Origin of the sequence: Glutamicibacter sp. NPDC087344 (genome assembly GCF_044744225.1) — a bacterium.
GTDB lineage: Bacteria > Actinomycetota > Actinomycetes > Actinomycetales > Micrococcaceae > Glutamicibacter.
The window spans coordinates 219,044-240,713 of record NZ_JBIUXY010000007.1; the positions used below are offsets into that span (position 1 = coordinate 219,044).

At 59.2% G+C, this 21,670-nt stretch carries 21 protein-coding genes and 1 pseudogene; 19 read left to right on the forward strand and 3 right to left on the reverse strand.

All coding sequences use genetic code 11. From position 1 onward, the window contains the following. The first annotated feature begins 190 nt into the window (after positions 1–190). The gene (locus tag ACIOWL_RS14255; protein ID WP_400386339.1) at positions 191–823 is read left to right on the forward strand and encodes a Type 1 glutamine amidotransferase-like domain-containing protein; all 633 of its coding nucleotides are present in this window, start codon (positions 191–193) and stop codon (positions 821–823) included. 17 nt (positions 824–840) lie between these two features. Continuing rightward, positions 841–1,632, forward strand: coding sequence for a hypothetical protein (locus tag ACIOWL_RS14260; protein ID WP_400386342.1), 792 nt, complete (start codon positions 841–843; stop codon positions 1,630–1,632). A gap of 279 nt (positions 1,633–1,911) precedes the next feature. On the opposite strand, the gene ACIOWL_RS14265 is transcribed toward ACIOWL_RS14260, so the two are convergent. Continuing rightward, positions 1,912–3,117, reverse strand: a complete 1,206-nt coding sequence (locus tag ACIOWL_RS14265) for an MFS transporter (RefSeq protein WP_400386344.1) — start codon at positions 3,115–3,117, stop codon at positions 1,912–1,914. 54 nt (positions 3,118–3,171) lie between these two features. On the opposite strand from ACIOWL_RS14265, the gene ACIOWL_RS14270 reads away from it, so the two are divergent. The 4 genes and pseudogenes from ACIOWL_RS14270 to ACIOWL_RS14285 all read left to right on the forward strand — a co-directional run bounded on the left by ACIOWL_RS14270 (position 3,172) and on the right by ACIOWL_RS14285 (position 5,730). Then, positions 3,172–3,912, forward strand: coding sequence for an AraC family transcriptional regulator (locus ACIOWL_RS14270; RefSeq protein WP_400386347.1), 741 nt, complete (start codon positions 3,172–3,174; stop codon positions 3,910–3,912). Positions 3,913–4,461: 549 nt separating this feature from the next. Beyond that, complete coding sequence (locus ACIOWL_RS14275; RefSeq protein ID WP_400386350.1) at positions 4,462–4,947, forward strand: hypothetical protein; 486 nt, start codon at positions 4,462–4,464, stop codon at positions 4,945–4,947. Positions 4,948–4,965: 18 nt separating this feature from the next. Then, positions 4,966–5,250, forward strand: a pseudogene (locus ACIOWL_RS14280) (DUF6973 domain-containing protein); the annotation flags it as partial. A gap of 18 nt (positions 5,251–5,268) precedes the next feature. Next, the gene (locus ACIOWL_RS14285) at positions 5,269–5,730 is read left to right on the forward strand and encodes a hypothetical protein (protein WP_400386353.1); all 462 of its coding nucleotides are present in this window, start codon (positions 5,269–5,271) and stop codon (positions 5,728–5,730) included. 274 nt (positions 5,731–6,004) lie between these two features. On the opposite strand, the gene ACIOWL_RS14290 is transcribed toward ACIOWL_RS14285, so the two are convergent. Together ACIOWL_RS14290 and ACIOWL_RS14295 are read right to left on the reverse strand one after the other, a co-directional pair. Next, positions 6,005–6,475, reverse strand: coding sequence for a GntR family transcriptional regulator (locus ACIOWL_RS14290; RefSeq protein WP_400386355.1), 471 nt, complete (start codon positions 6,473–6,475; stop codon positions 6,005–6,007). Next, the gene (locus ACIOWL_RS14295) at positions 6,460–7,422 is read right to left on the reverse strand and encodes a hypothetical protein (RefSeq protein ID WP_400386358.1); all 963 of its coding nucleotides are present in this window, start codon (positions 7,420–7,422) and stop codon (positions 6,460–6,462) included. The genes ACIOWL_RS14290 and ACIOWL_RS14295 overlap by 16 nt, the downstream gene beginning before the upstream one ends. Before the next feature lie 361 nt (positions 7,423–7,783). Between ACIOWL_RS14295 and ACIOWL_RS14300 the strand changes: the two genes are divergently transcribed. The 13 genes from ACIOWL_RS14300 to ACIOWL_RS14360 all read left to right on the forward strand — a co-directional run bounded on the left by ACIOWL_RS14300 (position 7,784) and on the right by ACIOWL_RS14360 (position 21,644). Continuing rightward, positions 7,784–9,109, forward strand: a complete 1,326-nt coding sequence (locus tag ACIOWL_RS14300) for a DUF6379 domain-containing protein (protein ID WP_400386361.1) — start codon at positions 7,784–7,786, stop codon at positions 9,107–9,109. Then, on the forward strand, positions 9,102–10,580 hold the full coding sequence (locus ACIOWL_RS14305) for a DUF6379 domain-containing protein (protein WP_400386363.1): 1,479 nt from the start codon (positions 9,102–9,104) through the stop codon (positions 10,578–10,580). Before ACIOWL_RS14300 ends, ACIOWL_RS14305 begins: the two co-directional genes overlap by 8 nt. Positions 10,581–10,820: 240 nt before the next feature. Beyond that, positions 10,821–12,113, forward strand: a complete 1,293-nt coding sequence (locus ACIOWL_RS14310; RefSeq protein WP_400386366.1) for an ABC transporter substrate-binding protein — start codon at positions 10,821–10,823, stop codon at positions 12,111–12,113. Between the two features lie 49 nt (positions 12,114–12,162). Then, positions 12,163–13,161: a carbohydrate ABC transporter permease gene (locus tag ACIOWL_RS14315; protein WP_400386369.1), complete on the forward strand. Its 999-nt coding sequence runs from the start codon at positions 12,163–12,165 to the stop codon at positions 13,159–13,161. 4 nt (positions 13,162–13,165) lie between these two features. Then, on the forward strand, positions 13,166–14,002 hold the full coding sequence (locus ACIOWL_RS14320) for a carbohydrate ABC transporter permease (RefSeq protein WP_400386372.1): 837 nt from the start codon (positions 13,166–13,168) through the stop codon (positions 14,000–14,002). Positions 14,003–14,123: 121 nt separating this feature from the next. Then, positions 14,124–14,900 (forward strand): TIM barrel protein, encoded by a 777-nt coding sequence (locus tag ACIOWL_RS14325; RefSeq protein WP_400386375.1) that lies wholly within the window; start codon positions 14,124–14,126, stop codon positions 14,898–14,900. Next, entirely contained in the window at positions 14,897–16,456 is a 1,560-nt protein-coding gene (locus tag ACIOWL_RS14330) for a GMC oxidoreductase (protein ID WP_400386378.1), read from the forward strand. The genes ACIOWL_RS14325 and ACIOWL_RS14330 overlap by 4 nt, the downstream gene beginning before the upstream one ends. A gap of 40 nt (positions 16,457–16,496) precedes the next feature. Further along, on the forward strand, positions 16,497–16,892 hold the full coding sequence (locus ACIOWL_RS14335; protein ID WP_400386380.1) for a DUF6379 domain-containing protein: 396 nt from the start codon (positions 16,497–16,499) through the stop codon (positions 16,890–16,892). After that, on the forward strand, positions 16,889–17,992 hold the full coding sequence (locus ACIOWL_RS14340; RefSeq protein ID WP_400386383.1) for a sugar phosphate isomerase/epimerase family protein: 1,104 nt from the start codon (positions 16,889–16,891) through the stop codon (positions 17,990–17,992). The genes ACIOWL_RS14335 and ACIOWL_RS14340 overlap by 4 nt, the downstream gene beginning before the upstream one ends. A gap of 20 nt (positions 17,993–18,012) precedes the next feature. Next, positions 18,013–19,038, forward strand: coding sequence for a sugar phosphate isomerase/epimerase family protein (locus tag ACIOWL_RS14345; RefSeq protein ID WP_400386386.1), 1,026 nt, complete (start codon positions 18,013–18,015; stop codon positions 19,036–19,038). Positions 19,039–19,072: 34 nt separating this feature from the next. Further along, positions 19,073–19,471: a DUF6379 domain-containing protein gene (locus tag ACIOWL_RS14350; protein ID WP_400386389.1), complete on the forward strand. Its 399-nt coding sequence runs from the start codon at positions 19,073–19,075 to the stop codon at positions 19,469–19,471. Between the two features lie 17 nt (positions 19,472–19,488). Continuing rightward, a complete protein-coding gene (locus ACIOWL_RS14355) occupies positions 19,489–20,628 on the forward strand; it encodes a Gfo/Idh/MocA family protein (protein WP_400386525.1) in 1,140 nt (379 codons plus the stop codon). 11 nt (positions 20,629–20,639) lie between these two features. Beyond that, complete coding sequence (locus ACIOWL_RS14360) at positions 20,640–21,644, forward strand: sugar phosphate isomerase/epimerase family protein (protein WP_400386392.1); 1,005 nt, start codon at positions 20,640–20,642, stop codon at positions 21,642–21,644. The last annotated feature ends 26 nt before the right edge of the window (positions 21,645–21,670 follow it).

Consider the following 21,670-nt stretch of genomic DNA (forward strand, 5'->3'; position numbering starts at 1 on the left):
GGCTTCTAGACCAACGTCGTTACATGTGATGGTGTGACGGCTTCGGGTCCACCACCTTTCGCACAACGAAAGGTGGTGGACCTTTTTACGTTGTGGGTCTGGAAACTGCTTTTGCCGCCGTTCAGCGCGAAACCAATTGCGTTGTTTCTGCGGAGCTGCAGCTGTCGGTGGCCACCGATAGGATCAAAAAGTGAAGATTCTGCTTTTATCGCTAAACACAGGTGCTGTGGCGCCATTTCTTACTGAGGCTGTCAGCGTTACTGACCGGGCGCTGAGGGTCGGCTACGCGCTCGACGCCCAAGCTGCTTACCTGGGGTTGCCGTTTGTGGAGGCGGAGCGTGAGCGGATTTGTTCTCTTGGATACGAGGTAGTTCCCTTGATGTTTCGCGAGCTGGCACCCGCGCAATTGGACGCCGAGCTTGAGGCTCTGGACGCGATCTATGTGGCGAGCGGGAGCACTTTTGCGCTGTTGGAATCACTGAGGGTTACGGGAAATGACGAGATCGTCCTGTCGCATGTGAAGTCAGGATTGCCCTATATCGGCAGCAGCGCTGGTTCTATTATTGCCGGACCGGATGTTGCTCCCGCCACGTTGATGGATTCGCCGGAGGACGGTCCACTTCTGAATGATACAAAAGGTCTGGGATTGGTGAGTGCGACCGTCATTCCGCATGCTGACGGTAAGTTGCCGCCCTACCCTTCGGCGCTGATCGATCAGACGCTGGAAACGTTTGGTGCAGAGTATGCGTTGCAACTGCTGCGCGATGATCAAGCCCTGCTTGCTGATGAACAGGGGGAGTCTGTTATTTTCTCGGGTGTCTAACGGCTCGAGGCCCGGCCTTGGGCTTAAATGAACTGCTATCGTTGCATGCATTTCATTACAGCAAGACAAAGGAAGATGATTATCTGGTGGCCACATATATTACTCGGCAGAAAATCATCAATTGTCTGCACATTTCGCGTATGCAGCCTTATCTTGATGCCGTTGCAGGCAACCAAGATAAGGCTCTCAAGCTGTATCAATGGAATCTTGATCTGACTGCAGCGACACAGTCGATCATTGGTATTACCGAAGTAGTCTTGCGCAACGCCATGGATCGAGAGCTGCAAACATGGAACGTTGCAAATGGTGGTAGCGCAAGTTGGCTCCTTGCGGAGCCAGAAACCCCGCTACGCGCGTTGATTGCCGGCAAGAGAAATAGCGCTTTGAGCCGAGCGAGCAAAGAATCCATTGCCCGCGTTCCAAGTCATCGGCGATTCGGAGCCCCAGTGACCCATGACGATGTTCTCGCGCAGGTGATGTTCGGAATGTGGAAGGATCTTTTGCCCAATCATGCGCCCAACGCTGGAAACTCCCAGGAGAACAACAATCGCGAGCGGATGTGGAAGGACTGCCTCATCCATGCCTTCCCAAACGTTCAGGATGCTGACGGGTCTATGACCTACTGGCGCGTGAATCACATTCACGGGCTCAGAAACCGCGTTTCACACATGGAGCCACTATTCCAGATTGACGTGTTGGACGTGATTAGAGATTCATTGCGGATCATTCGCAGTATTGACTCGGATGTAGCCAATTGGGTCTCTGGAGGCAACAAAGTTCCAACAGTTCTAAAGAACCGACCGGTTTAAGATGGAAAAGCCTACAGACGCATACGTTCTGTAGACTTCCAAACTCATGATGAGGGACCTTGTCCTCACCTTCTGTGCTACCTACAGTACTCTCGTCAACCTATATCTCCAAGTTGTCTAAGTAGCTCGTCGCGTTCTTCGAGTATCTTTCTAGACTCCCTGCGTTAGCGGGTACCGTCCAATGAAAATTGCACACTTTCCTGTGGCAAGTGGACACGGTTGAAACTGCTCAGAGCTTAGGAATGCTATGGCCAGATTCTGGTGGGCATAGCATTCTCATCATGAGCTTGAATTCTTGCTGTCAGATGGCGCCACAGCCACTGAATGACTGTTTGTGAGTTCGGGGTCCTTGAGCCCTATAAGGACAACGAATGCAATCGCCGGAAGCACAATGAGCGGCAGTAATGCGTATTCCAAGCCGACGTTGTCTGCCAACGCACCAATAGCTGGGGATGCTAGGCCGCCGCATGAGACGGCTAACCCCAGCGTCACACCGCTCGCAGTCCCCATATGTCGTGGCAAATAGTCTTGCCCCAGGGTGACATGCAGTGAAAACGGCACATACAACACAACTGAAGCCAACGCGATGAAGATAAAGGCAGCTGGACCAGGAACCAGTAGCATTCCGGCAATGACTGGCACGGAGACCAGGTAAGCCCAGCGAAGTATTGACGTGCGTTGCCATTTTTTCGCTAGGTAACCGCCCAATGCAGTGCCAAACGCGCCACCCAAATAGAAAACAAAGAGCGAAGCGGCCGCGACAGGTTCACTCACTCCACGGTACTGGTGCATGAACAGGACGATGAACGAGCCCATGCCGACGAACACCACCGAACGCAGGATGATCGCTATTGAAGTGCGGATAAACCCGCGCCAGTCATCAATTCCGGAAACCTGTTTGGACGCAAGTCTCGCCGATGAAGGTGTGTAGACACTTCCAATAAGTGCTACCGCAAGCATTCCCGTCAGCGCTGGAACCATCAACAGTGGGCTAGCCCTGAGGCCGAAGACTCCAACGGTCGCAGCCACGGCCAAGGGAGCGATGGCAAAGCCAATATTGCCTCCAAGCGAGAACCATGACATGACGACTTGATCGTTACCACTGATCACTCGAGCTCGGCTCGCGCCAGCTGGATGATAGGCCGCAACACCGATCCCAGAAAGAGCGGCCATGAGCGAGGTTGCAATCAATGAATCGGCGAACGCGATACCGGCAACACCAAGGCCGCCAACAAAAATACTGACTGGAATCAGCCAACGCATCTGCCACCTATCGCCAAGTGCTCCAAAGAGAGGTTGGACAATGGATGATGCGAGAGAACTGGCCAGCACAATTCCTGCAGCGGCGGCGTAACTGTAGCCACGTTCGACAACCAGGAAAGGAACTAGCGCAGCGATGGCGCCTTGATAGAAATCAACCGTCACATGCGAGTACGCCAAGAGTCGTGCTCCGTGGCGAGCTGAACGGGAAACTGTAGAACTCATACCTAAATTTTCACGCGATACTGATACGTCGTACTTTCGCTAAACTGACATATTATGTCGAAAATCCGCCATCAGTCTGTTGCTCCCACTGAAACGCGTTTTCTCCTGCCCGGCGATGAAGTCACGCCGCATGTGCACGACGATAATCAAGTGATTTATGCCAGCTCCGGTGTGCTGGAGGTATTTGTCGAAAGCGGCACCTGGTACACCCCGTCAGTCCGTGCAGTGTGGGTGCCAGGAGGCATGATGCATCATTGGCAGGTGCACGGTGTGTCCACCGTGCATATGATCGGGATACCAACGTCTTTTGTACAGAATTTGGGCCACGAACCTTCACTAATCACGGTTTCTCCATTGGTCAGAGAGTTGCTGATCGCTTGCTCAAATCAGGGAAAATCTAAAACGCCCCAGGCTCGTCGGTTGCTTCAAGTACTAGGCGACCAGTTGGTAGCCTCTGACCATAATTCGAGCATGCTGCCGGTGTTCACCGACCTGCGTCTGGTCAGGTTGCAGGAAATTGTTGAGGCGGAGATGAGTCGAAACCTGACGCTGGCGGCCCTTGGTCGGGAGGTGGGGGCTAGCGAGCGGACATTGAACCGATTGTTCCGGTTGGAAGCCGGCATGAGTTTCGTGACCTGGAGAAACCAGCTACGGATGCATAGCGCGACTTTGCGACTTGCGGAGGGGCATAACGTGACCCGTGTATCGAACGAGAGTGGATTCTCTTCGCCAAGCGCATTCATCACAGCATTCAGGGCCGCATTCGGACGCACCCCGGGCTCCTTGTACCGTTGAGTAGTCCAAGTTCAAGAGCGCAGCTTTTGCATGTGCCGGATCGGGAGCGCCCGTTAGGCCCGTTTTACGGACACTTGCCTCGTCGCGGGACGCGCCTAGGGTCCTTGCCGCATGTACGTCGAAAATTCATGATGTGTGTATTTAGCGCCGCGCGGAGCCCCTTGGTGTGTTGGCTGATGCAAGGAACCAAATTGAGTTTCTAGTACGTCCGCGCGGTTCTTTTGGGCATGGCAAATTGAGTCTATGGGAGAACAAAGTTCGGACAGATCCCAATAGCAGACAGTCTAAAATGGGAAAGCCTACAGCTGCATACGTTCTGTAGACTCCCAGGCTCATATCGGTATGAGGAAGAGATCACGCTGATCACTGCGTCGTGGTTGAGCTTCGAAAAAATGCGGTGGGACGGCGCCCCTGATATGGCTTCCTGCATGCTTGATTACTTCTACCCGTTGATGGGGAACTGATTTCACCGGATGGTTCGGTTTGGGACTACGACTCGCCGGTGCGCCAGGATGTTCCGATGGTATGGAAATGTCTAGAATCAGCCTCATGACTCCGGGAATCATATTTCTTGGCTTTTTTCTTTTGAATAGTGGTGATATATTCACTAGAATGGGTATATTGCCCATGAAGAGAGTTGAAGGTCTGAAGAAGTTATCTTCTGTGTTGATGTCTGGCGTGGTCACCATTGCCCTTGTTATCGGTTCCTCAGCAGCTCATGCTTCTGAGAATGCTGATGCTGCTGATCAGCTGGTCTTACTGGAGCGGTTGGAGGAGGCGGCAGACCCATACGCTGAACTGGACGAAATGAGCGAATCTGATCAGGAAGCGCTGTTGCAGGAGTTTGAGGAAATGGAAGTGGAGAGGGTAGCTGAGATTTTTGCGCCCAACGGTGAAATTTCGGTTGCCTCCGCGGCTGAAGCTGGGGTGTTGGGTGTAGCGAGTCCCGCATATTCTGATATTGTTTGGTCATTTTTTGAAAAGGCCGCTTGCGTCATCCACGTAGATCTAGTGTCGTGTAACCGTGCTAGTTAGGACGCGAACAGTGCCTCAGCATCCGCAAAAAAGCTTTTCCCTAATTCGTTGCATAATGGCAAGGGAGACGCATACCGCCACTGCTACTGGAATGCCTTGATGACCATCAGCATTGGAGAGAACGGTGCTATGAAGATTGCTTCAAACCATGAAGCAATCCGTAACGGACCTGCGCGTGAGAAGAAGATGGATCTAGCCAACAACAAGACTGGTCGATCGGTCGGCAAGGCGCAGAAGACAGCTTCAAAGAGCAGTGCTAAGTGCAAGTCCTTGGCCAACCAGAACAAGCTGGTCACCCTCTAAAAATTGTTGAATGCGAGCATGAAAATTACTAAACAACTGTCCTTGAAGATTGTTTGCCTTGCTGCTTTTAGCCTGGTGATGACAGGCTGCGCGCAAGGCGGATCTTATGAGGGAAAGCTGATTTCTGAGGCTAAGCCCCATGGAAATATCGTTCTCCCTCAACGGGATCTACCGATGGAATCTTGGGAACACGTTGCCGTAGTGTGCCCGTATTCCTCGGCTTCTGCAGATCTGCCTGCTCCGATGAAAAGGGTGGTGGAACAGCTCGATACTGATTCAGGAGACCAGCGACAGTGGCTGGTCTTCGGGCAAGGGGATGATGCGCAGTCGGTTGAGTTGACCCGGTCGAAGGTTGATTTCTGCTCTGAAAACTTGGATTATTCGAAGGCATTCCCGGCTGATCAGCAATGGTCGGTTCAGGAAGGTCCAGAGGGAATCATGGAGATATCTCCTGCTTATTCGTCGGGAGCTTCCTCGTAAGAAGTCTTCTGATTCTTCTGAAAAGGCTGCCACCGAGCAATCGCTCACTGGCAGCCTTTTTGCGGCCGACGGGGAAAATTCCGAGGTTTCGTATTAGTTACCTTGAAATTCTCAACCTGTAGTCACTGGTGCTTGAGAAATGTTTTCTCATCATGGGTATCAGCGTCGTGATGTGGCTGACAAGCTAACGAGGAGGGAGGCTTAGTAAGCATCCAAGGAATAAACGTAATGAGAGAACCTAGAAAACTCTCATCAACTTATGCTTTCAGGGGTATCAAATGGGGCTAGTTGTTCGTCGTAGCGTCGGCCCAACTTGGTCCACGATTTGGTCCAGGATCCCGCTTCCTGGCGCGCCTAGAAAGTTTGGATCCAAGGCGCGTTTGAGTGCGTCTTGAGCGTCCGGAGCTCCAAACCCAAGTGAGTGAGCTAGGGCGGCATATTTGACCGCTCCTTCGAGAAGCAGCTGATCTCGTTCGTGGTTTTGATTTCCAGAATCGGCAGGAATTCGTCGCGGAGCGATGGTGGTCCCCTTTTTCCCTTCTGAGATAACGGTGCCTTCACGCTCAAGTTCTTTGTATGCACGTGCTACGACGCCGTTAGATAGCCCCAAATGTCCAGCTAGTCGCCGGATGGGTGGCAACTGTATCCCCGGCTGCAAAACACCAGTCAGGACCAGTTTGGTGATTTGATGCCGGATTTGCTCGTAACTTGGGACGGGGCTTCGGGTGTCTACTTCGAGTTCCATACGTCCGTCTCTTCAGCGTGGGCGTCGGCGGGGGTGCGCAGATTGATCGTATCTGAATCTGACTGAGTGTTGCCTAGCGCTGTCGTTCTGAAAATGTTTCGTGGCCTGATCCACAGCGGAAACAGTACTGCGCGCAGGCAAACCGCCATGCCCGCCGTGAATACTGCCAATCCGAGCAGTGAGCCAACAACATCGGCTTGGGCATTGACCGTGTAGTCATACCCGATGACATTCAAAGTAAAGATTTGAAGTCCAGGAAAGATGGAGCCGACAAGCATGATCTGTGCTCCCAGCGCTGCAAGCGCGATTCGTTTGGAAGTGAGAGCCCTGATCATCGAATCAACCCTTGCCGACACACCTGCGATTGACTGCCTCCGCGTCTGTACCCATTGGCAGGCGCATGCCAGCGCTGATACGAACACCGAGACAAGCCCGATGACGAGTATCTGTCGCATATCAAGGCTGAACGGCCATAGTGCTGAGCGCAATGAGAGCAGGCCTGACCAATGATTGGCTTCGTTGGACAGTTTAAATGAGGCGAGGTTTGCTGCAATGATGATGCCTACGGTCATCGCTAATGATGCGCGTAGCAAACCTGTCGATGTGATTCGCTCTCTGTCGGTGTGCACCAACTCAGCTCGACGTTTCACTCCGCCCCCCACGTTGGCGGCCGAGCCGGCGATAATAGCCACTGCATAGCCCACCGGGGCTAAATATAGATCCAAATCGCTAACGAACAGCGCCACTGCAAGGACGAGCAAGACGCCGCCGCTAAATAGGCCCATTCGGTGCCAAGCTGCGCGCGTAGCGATCAGATCCGCATCGTTCCTGACTCCTACATACGAACCCATCCAAGGTGCCATCCTTCGTGCTGCAGGCATACCAACGAGAAGAATGGCGCCAATGATGAGGATAACTGCGCCGATAGGCGCTATCAGGTTATTCATTTCTAGACCCAATCTTTGTATCTTTGTACCTATACATAGGTACGTTATCACAGCCTTGCGACCCCCTAGGCGCAAGATGACTGGGGTGGATTGCCTCCAGGTTCGGGAGGTTGCCGACCTCCAGCGATTTTTGGAGTGGGCGACGAAGGTGGCAATCTGCTGTTGGTTGCCGTTGTCTTGCTGGAATGAACTACGGTCGGCATGCATCTCCCCAAATAGCGCACCATCCCCTTGTCGGGCGTCAAGCAAGTTCCAGCATGGTGGTCATCCAAATTTCTTATGTCAAAATCTACCAACCTTTGGTGTAAAAACGACATAATGCTGTTACTCTTGAGCAAGATCGAGAGAGAGGTGGGTCACAATGCTGCTGGAGAGAAGCCTGATCCAATCGGTAGGTTTCCGGAATGTGTACCAGGATGGGCGCGTTACCGGATTTCAATTCAGGGTTCGAATGCCCTCGTATCGAGGGATGGCCGCGTCGCTGATTGACGGGATCTCGGTTTCCGTGGGGAATCTTCTCACCGTGGGCCCGGAAGTTCCGCTGTGGGGATTCGCGGGAAAAACCTTCACCCTTGAGCAGCTCTGGCAAAGCGAAGGGTTGCGGTGGCCGCTGGAAGAAGCGGCGCTAGTTACCGTGCCGCTGGAAGGAGGCCTGCCTGCGGGTGTCCACGAGGTCAGCATCGAACTGCGGCTGCGGATGTCCTACGTGCCGTTGATGCATCAGCCCTCGTTGTTCCGTGAAACTCGGATGGTGACCTTGGCGCCGCAGGACGGCGGCGGACAGTTTAAATACGGGGTGTCTCTCTACAGCTTTATGGGAGACTATGGCACGGTCATGGATCTGGAAACCTCGCTGGCGGCCATCAATGACATCGGCGCCACCGGCGTGGAAATCCTCGGAGAGGGGCATATCCCTGGATACCCCAACCCGTCCGCGGCGTTCATTGACCGGTGGTTCGCGTTGCTGGAGCGCTACTCGCTGGAGCCAACCAACTATGGATCCTGGATTGATACCCGGCTGCATCCTGGTCGCGGGCTGACCGAGCAAGAGGGGGCGCAGGCGTTGCAACGCGACCTCAAGCTCGCGCATCAGCTCGGATTCAAATTTGTCAGGCCAAAAATTGGTGTCGTCTCCGACGACCTGGTGCCCGACCCCATTTGGCAGGGCGCGGTTGAACGAAATCTCGATCTGGCCCACGACCTCGGGATCATTATTTGCCCGGAGATCCACTCGCCGACACCCATTAAGCATCCGGTGGTCCAGGACTACATTAGCCTCATCGAACGCACCGGTACCGAAAACTTCGGATTGCTGATTGACACCGGAATCTTCCAGGACCGTCCCATTCCTCTGCGTGAGGGTGAAAGCCGCGAAACCAGGCCGGCATTCCTGGATGGCATCGGGGTGGACCCGAAGGACTTTGCCGAGATTGCCAAGTACGTGGTTTTTATCCAGGCCAAATTCCACGACATCAACACCGACCTCGAGGATCAGCAGATCCCGTGGGTTCCGGTCATCAACGCCTTGGAAAACGCCGGATACCGCGGGTATCTTTCCAGCGAATACGAAGGCGAACGCACCGCCTGGCGCGCCATTGAACAGATCAGGCGGCAACACACCCTGCTGCGTTCCATTGCCTCGGACAGTGAACTAACAACGTTCCAGAAAGAAGAAAATCATGCCTAACGGCCTCATTGGCGAATCCAGCCTCCGCGTCCACCCCGACGGCCTTGCGGTAGCCCTGACGATTCCTTGGTATCGTAGCCTCTGGCTGTCCTCGGTAACTTCCCTGAAGCTGACCGTGGACGGAACCGAAATTCCAGCCGAGGACCTGAGTTTTGAACTTCACGGTGTACGTTACTCCCTGGATGAGCTGCCCCAGCAGGACCAGGTCCTTTGGTTCCTGCAAGACCACCCGCTGCTGATCGCCGCGTTGCCCGAACCCATTGAACTGGGAAACGTGCACACCGTGCGAATCCTGGGGGAACTGCGCCTGCCGTACATGCAGATCGCCCCGGGTGCTGATGGCGGGCCGGGGATGTATGTCCCGAACTTCGTGAACCAGCAGCTGGAGCTGAAGGCAACCGACCGCCCGCAACAGGCGCAGATTGAGATTGAACCCGTCGAACCGCCAGCGCCGAAAACGCAGGAAGACCCGTTTGATCTCGGGCTGACGTTGTATTCGGCCAGCGCTGAATACCGTGCCGGGTGGTACAACTTCGACAGCTTGCTTGAACGTGTTGCGCAGTTGGGAATCGGCCCCGGCATTGAGATGGTCGCCTCGCAAATGCTTCCGGACTATCCGCGGGTCACTCCCGAATTCACCAAGGTGTGGAAGGGGGCCATGGATAAATACGGGTTCACCGCCAGCTCCTTCGGCGCCAACCTGGACATGGGTCGGCGCCGGGACCGCGACATGACACCGGACGAGGAATTCGAGTTCAGCAGGACACTGTTCGACGGGGCCAAAACCCTGGGATTCCCGCTGGTCCGTATTCAAAGCGCCAAACCGGAGCTGCTGCGACGGCTGCTCCCGGTGGCTGAAGAGCACGGGCTGAAACTTGCCTATGAGATCCATGCTCCCATGGGGCCGAACTCACCTGAAATCATGCGGGTGAGGGATGTCTATGAGGAACTGGACTCGCCGCTGCTTGGATTTGTCGCCGACTTCTCATCCACCATGCACAGCATGTCTCCCACACTGCTGCGTGCCGTGCGCCGGGCGGGACTGGATGATGAGGCCGTGCGGCGGCTGCAGGAGATCTGGGCTACCGATGCCTCGATGCGTGAACGCCAGGAGCAATTCATCGCCTACCTGCGTGGCCGCGACTTCGACCCGGCGCGCTTGGGGTCCTTCGCCCACCTGGCCTTCAATATGCATGGGCACATCGAACCGGCGCAGTGGGCCGACATCATGCCGCAGATCTTCCACGTCCACGCCAAGTTCTACGACATCGACGAGCAGGGTGATGAGCCTGCCATCGATTATCCGGAACTCGTGCGCGTTTTTGTTGACGGCGGATACCGCGGTTATTGGTCCAGTGAATGGGAGGGCCATGCATTCGCCGAGCTCGGGGAAGTGGACCCGCTGGCGCTGGTGCGCAAGCAGCACGACCTGATTCGCCGCAGCATGCGGTCGCTGACGGCCGCAGTCTAGGCCAAGCTCCGTCTTGCGACGCACCGTGCGCACCTCGATTTCATCGGGGTGCGCACGGTGCGTCGGCTTATATCACGGGCGCGGATGAGGCTAGCAGGGGCGCGTAGAAGTCGCGCAAATACTTACTTATGTCTACTATCTGCAAAACTTATGTACTTTTCTGGCACATGTATCCATAATTATGAGTGACCGGGATCACCCTTCGGTTATACGCTCACAATGAAGTTTGAAAGGCTGGTCATGACTCAGCACCGACGCTCCGCAGGTTTTAGGCTTGCAGCCCTGGCTATTCCCACCGTTGCGGCACTCGCTCTGACCGGGTGCGGGGGATCTTCCGACAGCGCATCCGAGGCAAGCAGCCAGGAATTCTCGCTCACCTTCGCAACCTCCAACACCGTTGAGAGCCCCTACGAGGCTTTGGCGAAGCAGTACATGGAAGAGTTCCCCGACGTAAAAATCACCCTGAACCCGCAGCCAAACGATTCCTACGACCAGGTGGTGCGCACCCAGCTGCAGGCCGGCAATGCCTCCGACGTGTTGGTAACCTCCCCGGGCTCGGCCTCGGGGCGCAGCATCCTGCCGCTGGTGGAAGCCGGCTTCCTGGAGCCATTGGGTGAATCGGCCGCGGACTTGGTCCCGGAGGGCAGCGAGGCGTTGTTCGGCTCGGACGGCAAGGTCTACGGCCTGGCCCCGGAGATCACCGTGGTCGGCCTGGTTTCCAACGACACGACGGCAGCCGCCGCCGGGATCAACCCGTTCCCTGAAAACTTCTCCAGTGTCCTTGAGCAGTGCGCGGCGCTGGCCTCCGATAACAAATCGATGTTCGCGGTGGCAGGCACCGCGGCCCCGAACACCGGATTGCTCGGTATGCAGTTGGCCGCGACCCGTGTGTACTCCACGGATCCAGACTGGAATGACAAGCGTGTCGCCGGAGAGGTGACCTTCGCCGGTACCGAAGGCTGGCAGAAGTCCCTGGAAGCAGTGGTCGTCTTGAAGGATGCCGGATGCTTCCAGAAGGGTGCCGAGGGCGCCGGCTTCGACGTGGTGACCAAGGCCTTGGTTGGCGGAAACTCGCTGGCGGCCTTCATCCCAGGCCCGAGCAACATGCAGCTGAAAACCACCGCCGAAGACCAGGACTTCGAGGTCCGGGTGCTGCCGAGCGAAGGCGGCCCGGAAGAAGACTTCATCTACGCCAGCGCCAACTACGCCTACTCGATCAACGCGGCATCCAAGAACAAGGATGCCGCCACAACCTTCCTGGAATGGCTGGCCAAGCCGGAACAGACCAAGGCTTTCGCTGAAATCGACGGAGCCCTGCCGGTGACCGGCCTGGAAGATTTCGACTTCGCCAACAGCGCCTACAAAAACGTTGCCGACCTGATCCTGAATAAGCGCTACGCACCACTGCCGAACAGCGAATGGTCCAATGCCGCGGTGTATGACGAGCTGGGTACCGGTGTGCAGGGCCTGTTGACCGGGCAGCAGACCCCGGCCCAGGTGCTGGAAGCTATGGACGTCGCCTGGGAGCAGTAACCCACTGGTCTCTGAGTTTTTGGTTTCGGAAGAATAGGCAGAAATTATCATGACGGTGACATCACAATCGACCAATCGCGAGGCCAGCGAGCCGGCGAGCGGTCAAGCGCCCATCGGGCAGAAAACCGAAGCTAGCCGCCCCGGGCGGCGCGGCAGCGGTTCGAAAAAAGCTTCCCGGCCGCAATGGGGCCTGGAGTTTGGACACTGGTGGTGGGCGTTACCCGGGATTGTGTTGGTCTTCGCCGTCCATTACGTGGCGACCGGTATCGGCGGGTTCTTCGCCTTCACCAACTGGTCGGGCATCGGCTCGTTCGAGATCATCGGGTTCAAGAACTTTGAAGCGATTTTCAGCGACCCCACCAAAATCCGCTCCCTGGGCAACACCCTCTTTTTCGCCTTCGGCTCGGTGCTCCTAGGCAATATCCTGGGCCTGCTGCTCGCATTGGGACTGAACCGGGTGGTGAAAACACGTTACGCGCTGCGTACCCTGTTTTTCATGCCCGTGGTGCTCAGCCCGCTGGCCACGGCCTATATCTGGAAGTTCATTTTCGACTTCGACGGTCCGATCAACGTCCTGCTCACCTCGGTTGGCCTGGAACACCTGGCCAAACCGTGGTTGGCTGACCCGCAGTGGGCAGTCTGGACGGTTCTCGTGGTGCTGACCTGGTCTTCCACCGGATTCGCCATGGTCATTTTTATGGCCGGGCTGACCAGTGTTCCCAATGAAGTTGAAGAGGCCGCCGCGATTGACGGGGCCAACCTCTGGCAGCGTTTCTGCCACGTCACCCTGCCGGCGCTACGGCCGGCGGTGGCGATCGCGATGACCTTGGGCATCGTGCAGGGCCTGCGGGTCTTCGACCCGATCATGGCGTTGACCAGCGGCGGCCCCGCCGGGGCCACCGAAACCCTGGCCACCGAGGTGTACAAGCAGGCATTCGCGCTCGGAAACTTCGGCGGCGGCGCCGCGCTGGCACTGGTGCTGGCGGTCATCATCCTATTCTTCGCCGTGCTTCAGCAGCGGCTCACCCGTTCGAACCCGGAGGACTAAGCTCATGTTCCGCTACACCAAGCTGACGCTGCTACGAGAAATTGGGCTCTGGGTCCTTGCCCTGGTGTTCCTGGCGCCCTTCTATTTCCTGGTCACCACGGCACTGAAGTCGGGTACCGAAATGTACTCCACCTCGCCGCTGGCATTGCCTGAGAGCCTGGACTTCAGCGCATTTGTTGATGTGCTCACCGCCACGGGCAACTCGAACGTCCTCACCGGCCTGCTCAACAGCGTGATTATCACCGCCGGCAGCATCGTCTTGCTGATCATCATGGGCTCGCTGACCGGGTATGTGATTGCCCGCAACACCCGGCGTTGGAGCAAGGCCGCCTACTACCTGTTCCTGATCGCCATCATCCTGCCCGGACAGCTGGGTGCGGTGCCCCTGTACATGGGTGCCCGTGCCATCGGCCTGACCGGCTCGTCCTGGGGCATGATCATCCTGTACACCGGCATGCTGCTGCCGGTATCCATCTTCCTGTATTCGAACTTCTTCCGCGGACTCGGCACCTCCTATGAGGAAGCGGCAACCATTGACGGGGCCACCCGTTTCCAGATCTTCTCCAAGATCGTGCTTCCCATGATGGCCCCGGCCACCGGAACCGTGACGATCTTCGCGGGGCTGATCGTCTGGAACGACTTCTTCACCTCGCTGATCTTCCTGGGCGGCTCCGAGAACCAGACCCTGCCGGTGGCCATGTACTACTACATCGGCTCCCTGGTGTCCGAGTGGAACTCGATCTTCGCCATCGTGATTGTCTCCATGATCCCGATCCTGGTGCTGTTCCTCTTCGCGCAGAAGCGCTTCATCCAGGGATTCGCCGGCGGCCTGAAAGGCTAAGGCCCCGCCCCACCCACCCATCCAGACAGGTTCCGTACCTGTCGTGGTGACCCGCTGCGCCCAAAAACAGGGTCCGCATCATCAAAACCACCATTTTCCACCCCTTGTGACAGGAGTTCCCATGTACGAGCTTGCCCCCAACATCGACCTGCTTTTTGCTGAAGCCGGCGAATCCGCCGCGGACCGGGTCCGTGCGGCGGCCGCCGCCGGATTCAGCGCCGTGGAAATGTGGGGACCGACGGGCAAGGACATCCCGGCACTGAAGGATGCACTTGAGCAGACCGGGGTGAAGCTCACCGCCCAGCTGGCCGAGCCGCGCACCCAGTTCATGATTCCACCGAAAAATCATGCACCGTTTTACACCGGGCTTGAAGAAGGCGTGCAGGTCGCCCTGCAGCTTGGCTGCCCGCGGATTGTTGTCGGTTCGGGAACCGGTTTTGGCGGACGCAAACGCCAGGACCAGCTCGATGAACTGATCGAGATCTACACCAAGGCCGTGAGCCTCATCGACGGATCGGGCATCACCCTGGTGCTGGAACCGGTCAACGTGCGGGTGGATCACCCCGGAGCGTTGCTGGACCGCACCTCGGAAGCGGTGTACGTGGCCCGCGGCGTGGATTCGGCGCAGTTCGGGGTGCTCTACGACCTGTACCACTCGACCGTTGAGGGCGAGGACGTGGAACACGAACTGGCCAACGCGGCGGGGCTGATCAAATATGTGCAGATTGCCGACGCGCCGGGCCGCGGCGAACCGGGCTCCGGGTTGATTGACTGGACCTCGCGCCTGGCGCAGCTGCACACCAGCGGCTACCGCGGTGAGATCGGTCTGGAATACTATCCGACCATCAGCTCCGCCCAGTCGGTGAAGCGTATCCAGGAACTGGTGGCCGCACCATGAGCGCAAACCGGTATCCGCTGGAGGTAGATGTCGCCATTGTGGGCAGCGGGCCGACTTCCGCGGCCTACGCCCGGATCCTGAGCGAACTGGCCCCCGAGGCGCGGATCGCCATGTTCGAGGTGGGCCCGAGCATCAGCAATCCACCCGGTGCCCATGTCAAGAACATCGGTGACCCGGCCGCACGCGCGGCGGCCCAACGGGCTTCGGAAGGCCCCGGGGCCGGCGCGGCGACGGTCAATTCTCCCGGGGAAGTGAAAGCCGGAACCCGGCAGGCCCGCCCCGGCACGTTTTTGCTCACCGAAGGCTACGCGGCTGATGGGGAAGACGGGCTGCCGGTGGCGGCCATGTCCAGCAACGTCGGGGGCATGGGGGCGCACTGGACCGGTGCGTGCCCGCGGCCCGGCGGCGCCGAACGGATCGGCTTCCTCGATGACCTTGATGCGCTGCTGGCCGAAGCCGAACGGCTGCTGGGGGTGACGACCCAGGCCTTCGAACAGGCCCCGTTGCCCCAGAAGGTCAGGGAGCTTTTGGCGGCCCAGGTGGATCAGGACCGTGTGGCCGAATACCGGGTGCAGCCCATGCCGCTGGCCGTGCACCGGCGTCCCGAGGGGCAGCTGGTCTGGTCGGGAGCCGACGTGGTGATGGGCGAGGCGACCCGGAACAATGAGAACTTCACCCTTTTCGACAATTCATTGGTTCGCCGGGTGCTCACCGACGGCGCGGCGGCCAGCGGGGTTGAGCTGAGCGACCAGCTCACCGGGCAGCAGTACCAGGTTGCCGCCCGCTGCGTGGTGGTGGGGGCCGACGCGTTGCGCACCCCGCAGCTGTTGTGGGCCTCGGGCATCCGCCCCGAAGCCCTGGGCCGCTACCTGAACGACCAGGCGCAGGTGGTTTTCGCCAGCCGCCTGCGCGGGGTTGAGGCATCGCAGGGCGCCGGCGCACCCGGTGCCGGGCTGAGCGAGCAAAGCGGTGTCTCCTGGGTGCCCTACACGGATGAGGAGCCCTTCCACGGGCAGATCATGCAGCTGGATGCCTCGCCGGTTCCGTTGGCAGATGACGATCCGGTGGTTCCTGGATCGATTGTCGGTCTTGGACTGTTCTGCGCCAAGGACCTGAGCGCGCAGGACCGCGTCGAGTTCGACGACCAGGTTCCGGATTTTTACGGCATGCCCTCGATGCGGATCCACTATCGCCTCAGCGAAGCCGACCACCAGGTCATCGAGCGGGCCAAGCAGCAGATTGTCCGGTTGGGGCACGCAGTGGGGGACCCGCTGGATGAGCGCCCATTCGTCATGCCTCCGGGCTCGTCGCTGCACTACCAGGGCACCACGCGGATGGGAACCGCGGATGACGGAACCAGCGTGTGCTCACCGGACAGCGAGGTCTGGCAGGTTCCCGGCCTGTTTGTGGCCGGCAACGGCGTGATCCCCACGGCGACCGCCTGCAACCCCACCCTCACCTCCGTCGCCCTGGCCGTGCGCGGTGCGCGGCGGATCGCAGAAAAACTCAACAACTCTTTACTTATGTCGAAATCAGACAATAGAATGAGTGAATAAGGAATAAGTCAGTTGTGACGAACCTAGACAAGGAGACCCGATGATTGCCGATCGCATAATCGAGCAGGGGACGCTAACCACCCATGAAGGCCAAACGGCCGTGGAGGTGCGAATCCCTTGGTACCGGGCCCTGCCGGGGTCCTGCATTGCCGGCGCAACACTGAGTGTTGACGGCGTCGAAGCACCGGCCGACAGCCTGCGCTGGGGCATGAACGGACGCACCTTCAGCTTCAGCGAGCTGGTCCAGGAAACCGACGAATGGTGGTTCCCGCTGGATTCGGCCACCCTGACCGGGGACCTGCCGCTGCGCGAGGACATCACCGAGCACGAAGTTCGTGTGGAACTAAAGGTTTACATCCCGTACATCATCACCGATCACGGGGTGCTGCACATTGAAGAAAGCGACACCAAAACCATGAAGGCGGCACAGCGATGAGCACTCTGGGAACACCAATCCAGGGGGTCACCCTCTACAGCTTTACCCGCGCCTCCCACGCCCGCCACTACGATCTTGAATCCCTGATCCGCAAGGTCGCGGCCGAAGGATTCGGTCCGGGGCTTGAACTGATCGGCTTCTCCAGCCTGCGCGGTTTCCCCAACCGCATCGAGGACAGTTTTGTGGGCAAGTTCCGCGAGCTGGTGCAGGAAGTGGACCTGGTCCCCACCTCGCTGGCGGTCAATGTGGACACCGGGCTGCGCCGCGACCGCCTGATGACCCACGATGAGATGGTTGAATACATGCGGGCCCAGATCGAGGTGGCCGCCCGGTTGGGATTCCCCATCGCCCGGGTGCAGATCTCGCTGACCCCGGACGCCATGGAGAGCCTGCTGCCGGTGGCCGAGAAGTACGGGGTGACCCTTGCCCTGGAGGTCCACGCGGACCAGCACGGCGCCCACGAGCGGGTGCTCGCACTGCGTGACCGCTACGAAAAGCTGAACTCGCCGCTGCTGGGTTTCACCGCCGACTGGGGTGCCACCGTCACCGGTTTCGCACCCTCGCTGCTGGAAGCCTACCGCCGTCGCGGGGCCAGCGAGGAACTGCTGGCCGCGGTGGTTGCGCTGTGGGACGGCTTCTACGCCGAAGGCCCGCCGATCACCCAGAAGGTGCACGGCGAACGGTTCGGCGCATTCATCGGCCTGGCCGCCCGCTATGGCCGCCCGGAGCTCGGAATCGACTTCGCCATCAACGGAACCGGCCTGTTCGGACCGGCATCCATTGACACCTGGCAGGAAATCATGCCCTGGATCCGCCACGTGCACGGCAAGTTCTTCGGGATCGATGAGACCGGCGAAGAACCATCGGTTCCGGTCCGCGGCCTGATCGCCCAGCTGGTGGAGAACGGCTACCACGGCGCCATCTCCAGCGAATACGAAGGCTGGCATTGGAACAACTGGCAGGATCCGTTTGAAATCATCCGCGGCGAGCACGCATTGCAGCGCGCGGCGGCCAAGGACGCCGGCTCCAGCATGATCACCGATTCGCACAGCGCCCGTGAACTGCTCCACGCGCACCTGGCCCAGCCTGCACGCGGCTGAAAACTCTGGAAGGGAACATCATGGCAGAAGGCATTGCAGGCTCGGGGATCGAGCTTGGTATCACCCTGTACTCCTTGACCTCGGAATTCGCCGCGGGACAGTACACCCAGGAAACCCTCATCAAGGCCGCCGCCGATCACGGGCTGGGGCCGGGGGTTGAATTCAACATCGCGCAGATGCTGCGCACCTACCCGCACGTCGACGACGAGTTCATCAAGCTGTGGCGCACCAGCATGGACCGCTACGGTTTGGTGCCCAGCGCGGTGGGAACCAACCTGGACATGGGCCGGCGCAAGGACCGGGACATGACCCCGAGCGAGGAATACGACTTCTTCGCCGCCCAGCTGCACACCGCCCACCAGCTGGGATTCAACCGCATCGTGATCCGCTCGGCCGGCAAGGAGCTGCTGCGCAGCCTGCTGCCGTTGGCCGAAAAATACGATCAAAAACTCGGGTATGAGATCCACGCGCCGCAGGGCCCGAACGATCCGAAGATCCTGCAGATCCGTGAAATGTACCAGGAGCTGGACAGCGAGCGCCTGGGCTTCACCGCAGACTTCAGCTCCACCATGCACTCGCTGTCCCCGACCCTGTTCCGCACCCTGCGCCAGATGGGACTGGGCGAGGAGCATCTGGCTCTCATGCAGCAGATCTGGCGCGAACCGCTGCCGATGCATGAACGCAACCAGAAGTTCGAGGACTACCTGCTGGCCCACAACTTCGACCCGGCCCGGCTGGGCCCCTTCACCCGGCTGGCCTTCAACATGCACGGGCTGGTCCCGCCGGAGGAATGGCTGGATATCATGCCGCAGATCTTCCACGTGCATGCCAAGTTCTACGACATCGACCAGGACGGCAACGAGCCGGCCATGGATATTCCGCGGATCGTGCGCCAGTTTGTGCGCGGCGGCTACCAGGGATTCCTCTCCAGCGAATGGGAAGGCCACGCCTTCGCGGACCTTGGCGAATCCGACCCCATCGACCTGGTGAAAAAGCAGCACACCCTGATGCGCCAGGCCATTGAAGACGCCGTCGTCCCGGCCTAACCAAAACCCAGGCCCAGATTGTTAAGGAATACCCATGGCAACTCATAATTCTCTGTTCCAAGACTCGAATGTCAGCCGGCACCCCGACGGCCTGTCGGTCTCCGTCCAGCTCCCGTGGTACCGAAGCCTGTGGCTCTCCGCGGTGGACAACGTTGAAGCCAGCGTCAACGGGGTAGCGGTACCCACCGAGGACCTCCGTTTCGAACTGGCGGGAACCAGCTACCGCATCGAAGAACTGCCCGAACAGTGGGACACCCTGTGGTTCGTGGCCGACCGCCCGGACGTGGTGATCAGCCTGGAGAACCCGCCGGCCGAAGGAGACACGGTAGAGGTCGAGGTGGTGCTGACCATGCGCCTGCTCTACATGCAGATCGCCCCGATGCGCTACGTGACCAACCGCGTGGCGGTTGAACGCCAGCTGGTGCTCTCGTGAAAAGCCTCAAGGTGGCCATGGTCGGCCACGGATTCATGGGAGCCGCCCACTCCCAGGGCTGGCGCACCGCGCACCGCGTTTTCCAGATGCCAGCCAGCCCGCAGATGGCGGTGCTGGTGGGGCGCGATGGCGCCAAAACCGCGGCGGCCGCGGTGAAATGGGGCTGGGAGGCTCACAGCACCAACTGGCGCGAGGTCATTGAGCGTGAAGACATCGACATCATCGACATCGTCACACCCGGGGCCTCGCACGCGGAAATCGCCATCGCCGCCCTGGAAGCGGGCAAACACGTCCTGTGCGAGAAGCCGCTGGCCAACACCGTTGACGAAGCGCAGCTGATGGCGCAGGCCGCCGAACGAGCGGCCGCCCGCGGGGTGCAGTCGATGGTCGGCTTCACCTACCGCCGGGTTCCGGCGGCCACCTTGATGCGCCAGCTGATTGCGCAGGGTGTGCTCGGGCAGATCCAGCAGGTGCGTGCCTCCTACCGGCAGGACTGGCTGGTAGACCCGGCCGCCCCGCTGTCCTGGCGGTTGCAGCAGGAGCAGGCCGGCTCCGGGGCGCTGGGGGACATCGGAGCCCACGCCATCGACCTGGTGCAGTTCACCACCGGGCTGCGCACCGAACAGGTCAGCGGCGTGCTGCAGACCGTCACCGAACACCGGCCGCTGGCCGACGGCAGCGGTTTCGGCCAGGTGAGCGTGGATGACCTGGCGCTGTTCACCGGGCGGCTGTCCAACGGGGCGTTGGCCTCCTTCGAGGCCTCGCGGGTGGCCACCGGACGCAAAAACGCGTTGTCCATCGAGGTTTCCGGATCCAAGGGGGCGCTTGCCTTCGACCTGGAAGACCTGAACAGCCTGCAGTACTACAACCGGGAAGACCCGCAAGAGATCCAGGGGTTCCGCAAGATCCTGGTCACCGAACCGGTCCACCCCTACCTTTCGGGCTGGTGGCCGGCCGGGCACATGCTGGGTTACGAGCACGGGTTCTCCCACCAGGTCAAAGACCTGGTGGAGGCGATCATCCACGGGACCCCGGCGCATTCGACGTTTGCCGAGGGGCTCGGGGTCCAGCAGGTGCTGGACGCGGTGAGCCGCAGCGCGGCCAACCAGTCGCTCTGGACATCGGTAGCGCACCCCGCTGACATCCACGTAGCTTAGGAGCACACAACATGGCACGACCTATTACGCTATTCACCGGCCAGTGGGCGGATCTTCCCTTCGAGGAGGTGGCCCGGCTTGCCGGGCAGTGGGGTTATGACGGGTTGGAGATCGCCTGCTGGGGAGATCACCTGGATCCCAACCGCTGGGACGATGAGAAGTACATTCAGGGAAAACTTGAGATTCTCGACCGTTACGGGCTGAAGGTCTGGACCATCTCCAACCACCTCAAGGGCCAAGCGGTCTGCGACGACCCGATCGATGCGCGGCACCGCGAGATCCTGCCGGACTCAGTCTGGGGAGACGGGGACCCGGAGGGGGTGCGGACCCGGGCGGCCGAAGAGCTGAAAAACACCGCCCGGCTGGCCGCGCGGCTGAACGTGCAGACGGTGACCGGTTTTACCGGTTCCTCCATCTGGAAGTACGTGGCGATGTTCCCGCCGGCCTCCGAATCGATGATCGAGGCCGGCTACCAGGACTTCGCGGACCGCTGGAATCCAATCCTCGACGTGTTCGATGAGGTGGGTGTGCGTTTTGCCCACGAGGTCCACCCCTCGGAAATCGCCTATGACTACTGGAGCACCCAGCGTGCGCTTCAAGCCATTGGCCACCGCAAGGCCTTCGGCCTGAACTGGGACCCGAGCCATATGGTGTGGCAGGACATCGACCCGGTGGGATTCCTCTGGGACTTCCAGGACCGGATTTACCATGTGCACTGCAAGGACACCAAAAAGCGCCTGGACAACGGCCGCAATGGACGCCTGGGATCGCACCTGCCGTGGGCCGACCCGCGCCGCGGCTGGGACTTCATTTCCACCGGCCACGGAGACGTGCCGTGGGAGAACGCGTTCCGGATGCTCAATTCCATCAACTACTCCGGGCCCTTGTCCGTGGAATGGGAAGACGCGGGCATGGACCGGTTGGTCGGAGCGCCCGAAGCATTGGGTTTCGTGCGCAAGCTGGCAACGTACGAACCCTCGAATGCGGCATTCGACGCGGCCTTCAGCACCAAATAGCACCAAAACAAATAACACCAAACCAA

Coding starts and splice junctions, on each gene's coding strand:
- ACIOWL_RS14265 (WP_400386344.1), bottom strand. CDS start 3,117: ATGAGTTCTACAGTTTCCCGTTCAGCTCGCCACGGAGCACGACTCTTG.
- ACIOWL_RS14270 (WP_400386347.1), top strand. CDS start 3,172: ATGTCGAAAATCCGCCATCAGTCTGTTGCTCCCACTGAAACGCGTTTT.
- ACIOWL_RS14285 (WP_400386353.1), top strand. CDS start 5,269: ATGAAAATTACTAAACAACTGTCCTTGAAGATTGTTTGCCTTGCTGCT.
- ACIOWL_RS14350 (WP_400386389.1), top strand. CDS start 19,073: ATGGCAACTCATAATTCTCTGTTCCAAGACTCGAATGTCAGCCGGCAC.
- ACIOWL_RS14360 (WP_400386392.1), top strand. CDS start 20,640: ATGGCACGACCTATTACGCTATTCACCGGCCAGTGGGCGGATCTTCCC.
- ACIOWL_RS14320 (WP_400386372.1), top strand. CDS start 13,166: ATGTTCCGCTACACCAAGCTGACGCTGCTACGAGAAATTGGGCTCTGG.
- ACIOWL_RS14305 (WP_400386363.1), top strand. CDS start 9,102: ATGCCTAACGGCCTCATTGGCGAATCCAGCCTCCGCGTCCACCCCGAC.
- ACIOWL_RS14295 (WP_400386358.1), bottom strand. CDS start 7,422: ATGAATAACCTGATAGCGCCTATCGGCGCAGTTATCCTCATCATTGGC.
- ACIOWL_RS14340 (WP_400386383.1), top strand. CDS start 16,889: ATGAGCACTCTGGGAACACCAATCCAGGGGGTCACCCTCTACAGCTTT.
- ACIOWL_RS14325 (WP_400386375.1), top strand. CDS start 14,124: ATGTACGAGCTTGCCCCCAACATCGACCTGCTTTTTGCTGAAGCCGGC.
- ACIOWL_RS14290 (WP_400386355.1), bottom strand. CDS start 6,475: ATGGAACTCGAAGTAGACACCCGAAGCCCCGTCCCAAGTTACGAGCAA.
- ACIOWL_RS14345 (WP_400386386.1), top strand. CDS start 18,013: ATGGCAGAAGGCATTGCAGGCTCGGGGATCGAGCTTGGTATCACCCTG.
- ACIOWL_RS14310 (WP_400386366.1), top strand. CDS start 10,821: ATGACTCAGCACCGACGCTCCGCAGGTTTTAGGCTTGCAGCCCTGGCT.
- ACIOWL_RS14335 (WP_400386380.1), top strand. CDS start 16,497: ATGATTGCCGATCGCATAATCGAGCAGGGGACGCTAACCACCCATGAA.
- ACIOWL_RS14315 (WP_400386369.1), top strand. CDS start 12,163: ATGACGGTGACATCACAATCGACCAATCGCGAGGCCAGCGAGCCGGCG.
- ACIOWL_RS14300 (WP_400386361.1), top strand. CDS start 7,784: ATGCTGCTGGAGAGAAGCCTGATCCAATCGGTAGGTTTCCGGAATGTG.
- ACIOWL_RS14355 (WP_400386525.1), top strand. CDS start 19,489: ATGGTCGGCCACGGATTCATGGGAGCCGCCCACTCCCAGGGCTGGCGC.
- ACIOWL_RS14330 (WP_400386378.1), top strand. CDS start 14,897: ATGAGCGCAAACCGGTATCCGCTGGAGGTAGATGTCGCCATTGTGGGC.
- ACIOWL_RS14275 (WP_400386350.1), top strand. CDS start 4,462: ATGACTCCGGGAATCATATTTCTTGGCTTTTTTCTTTTGAATAGTGGT.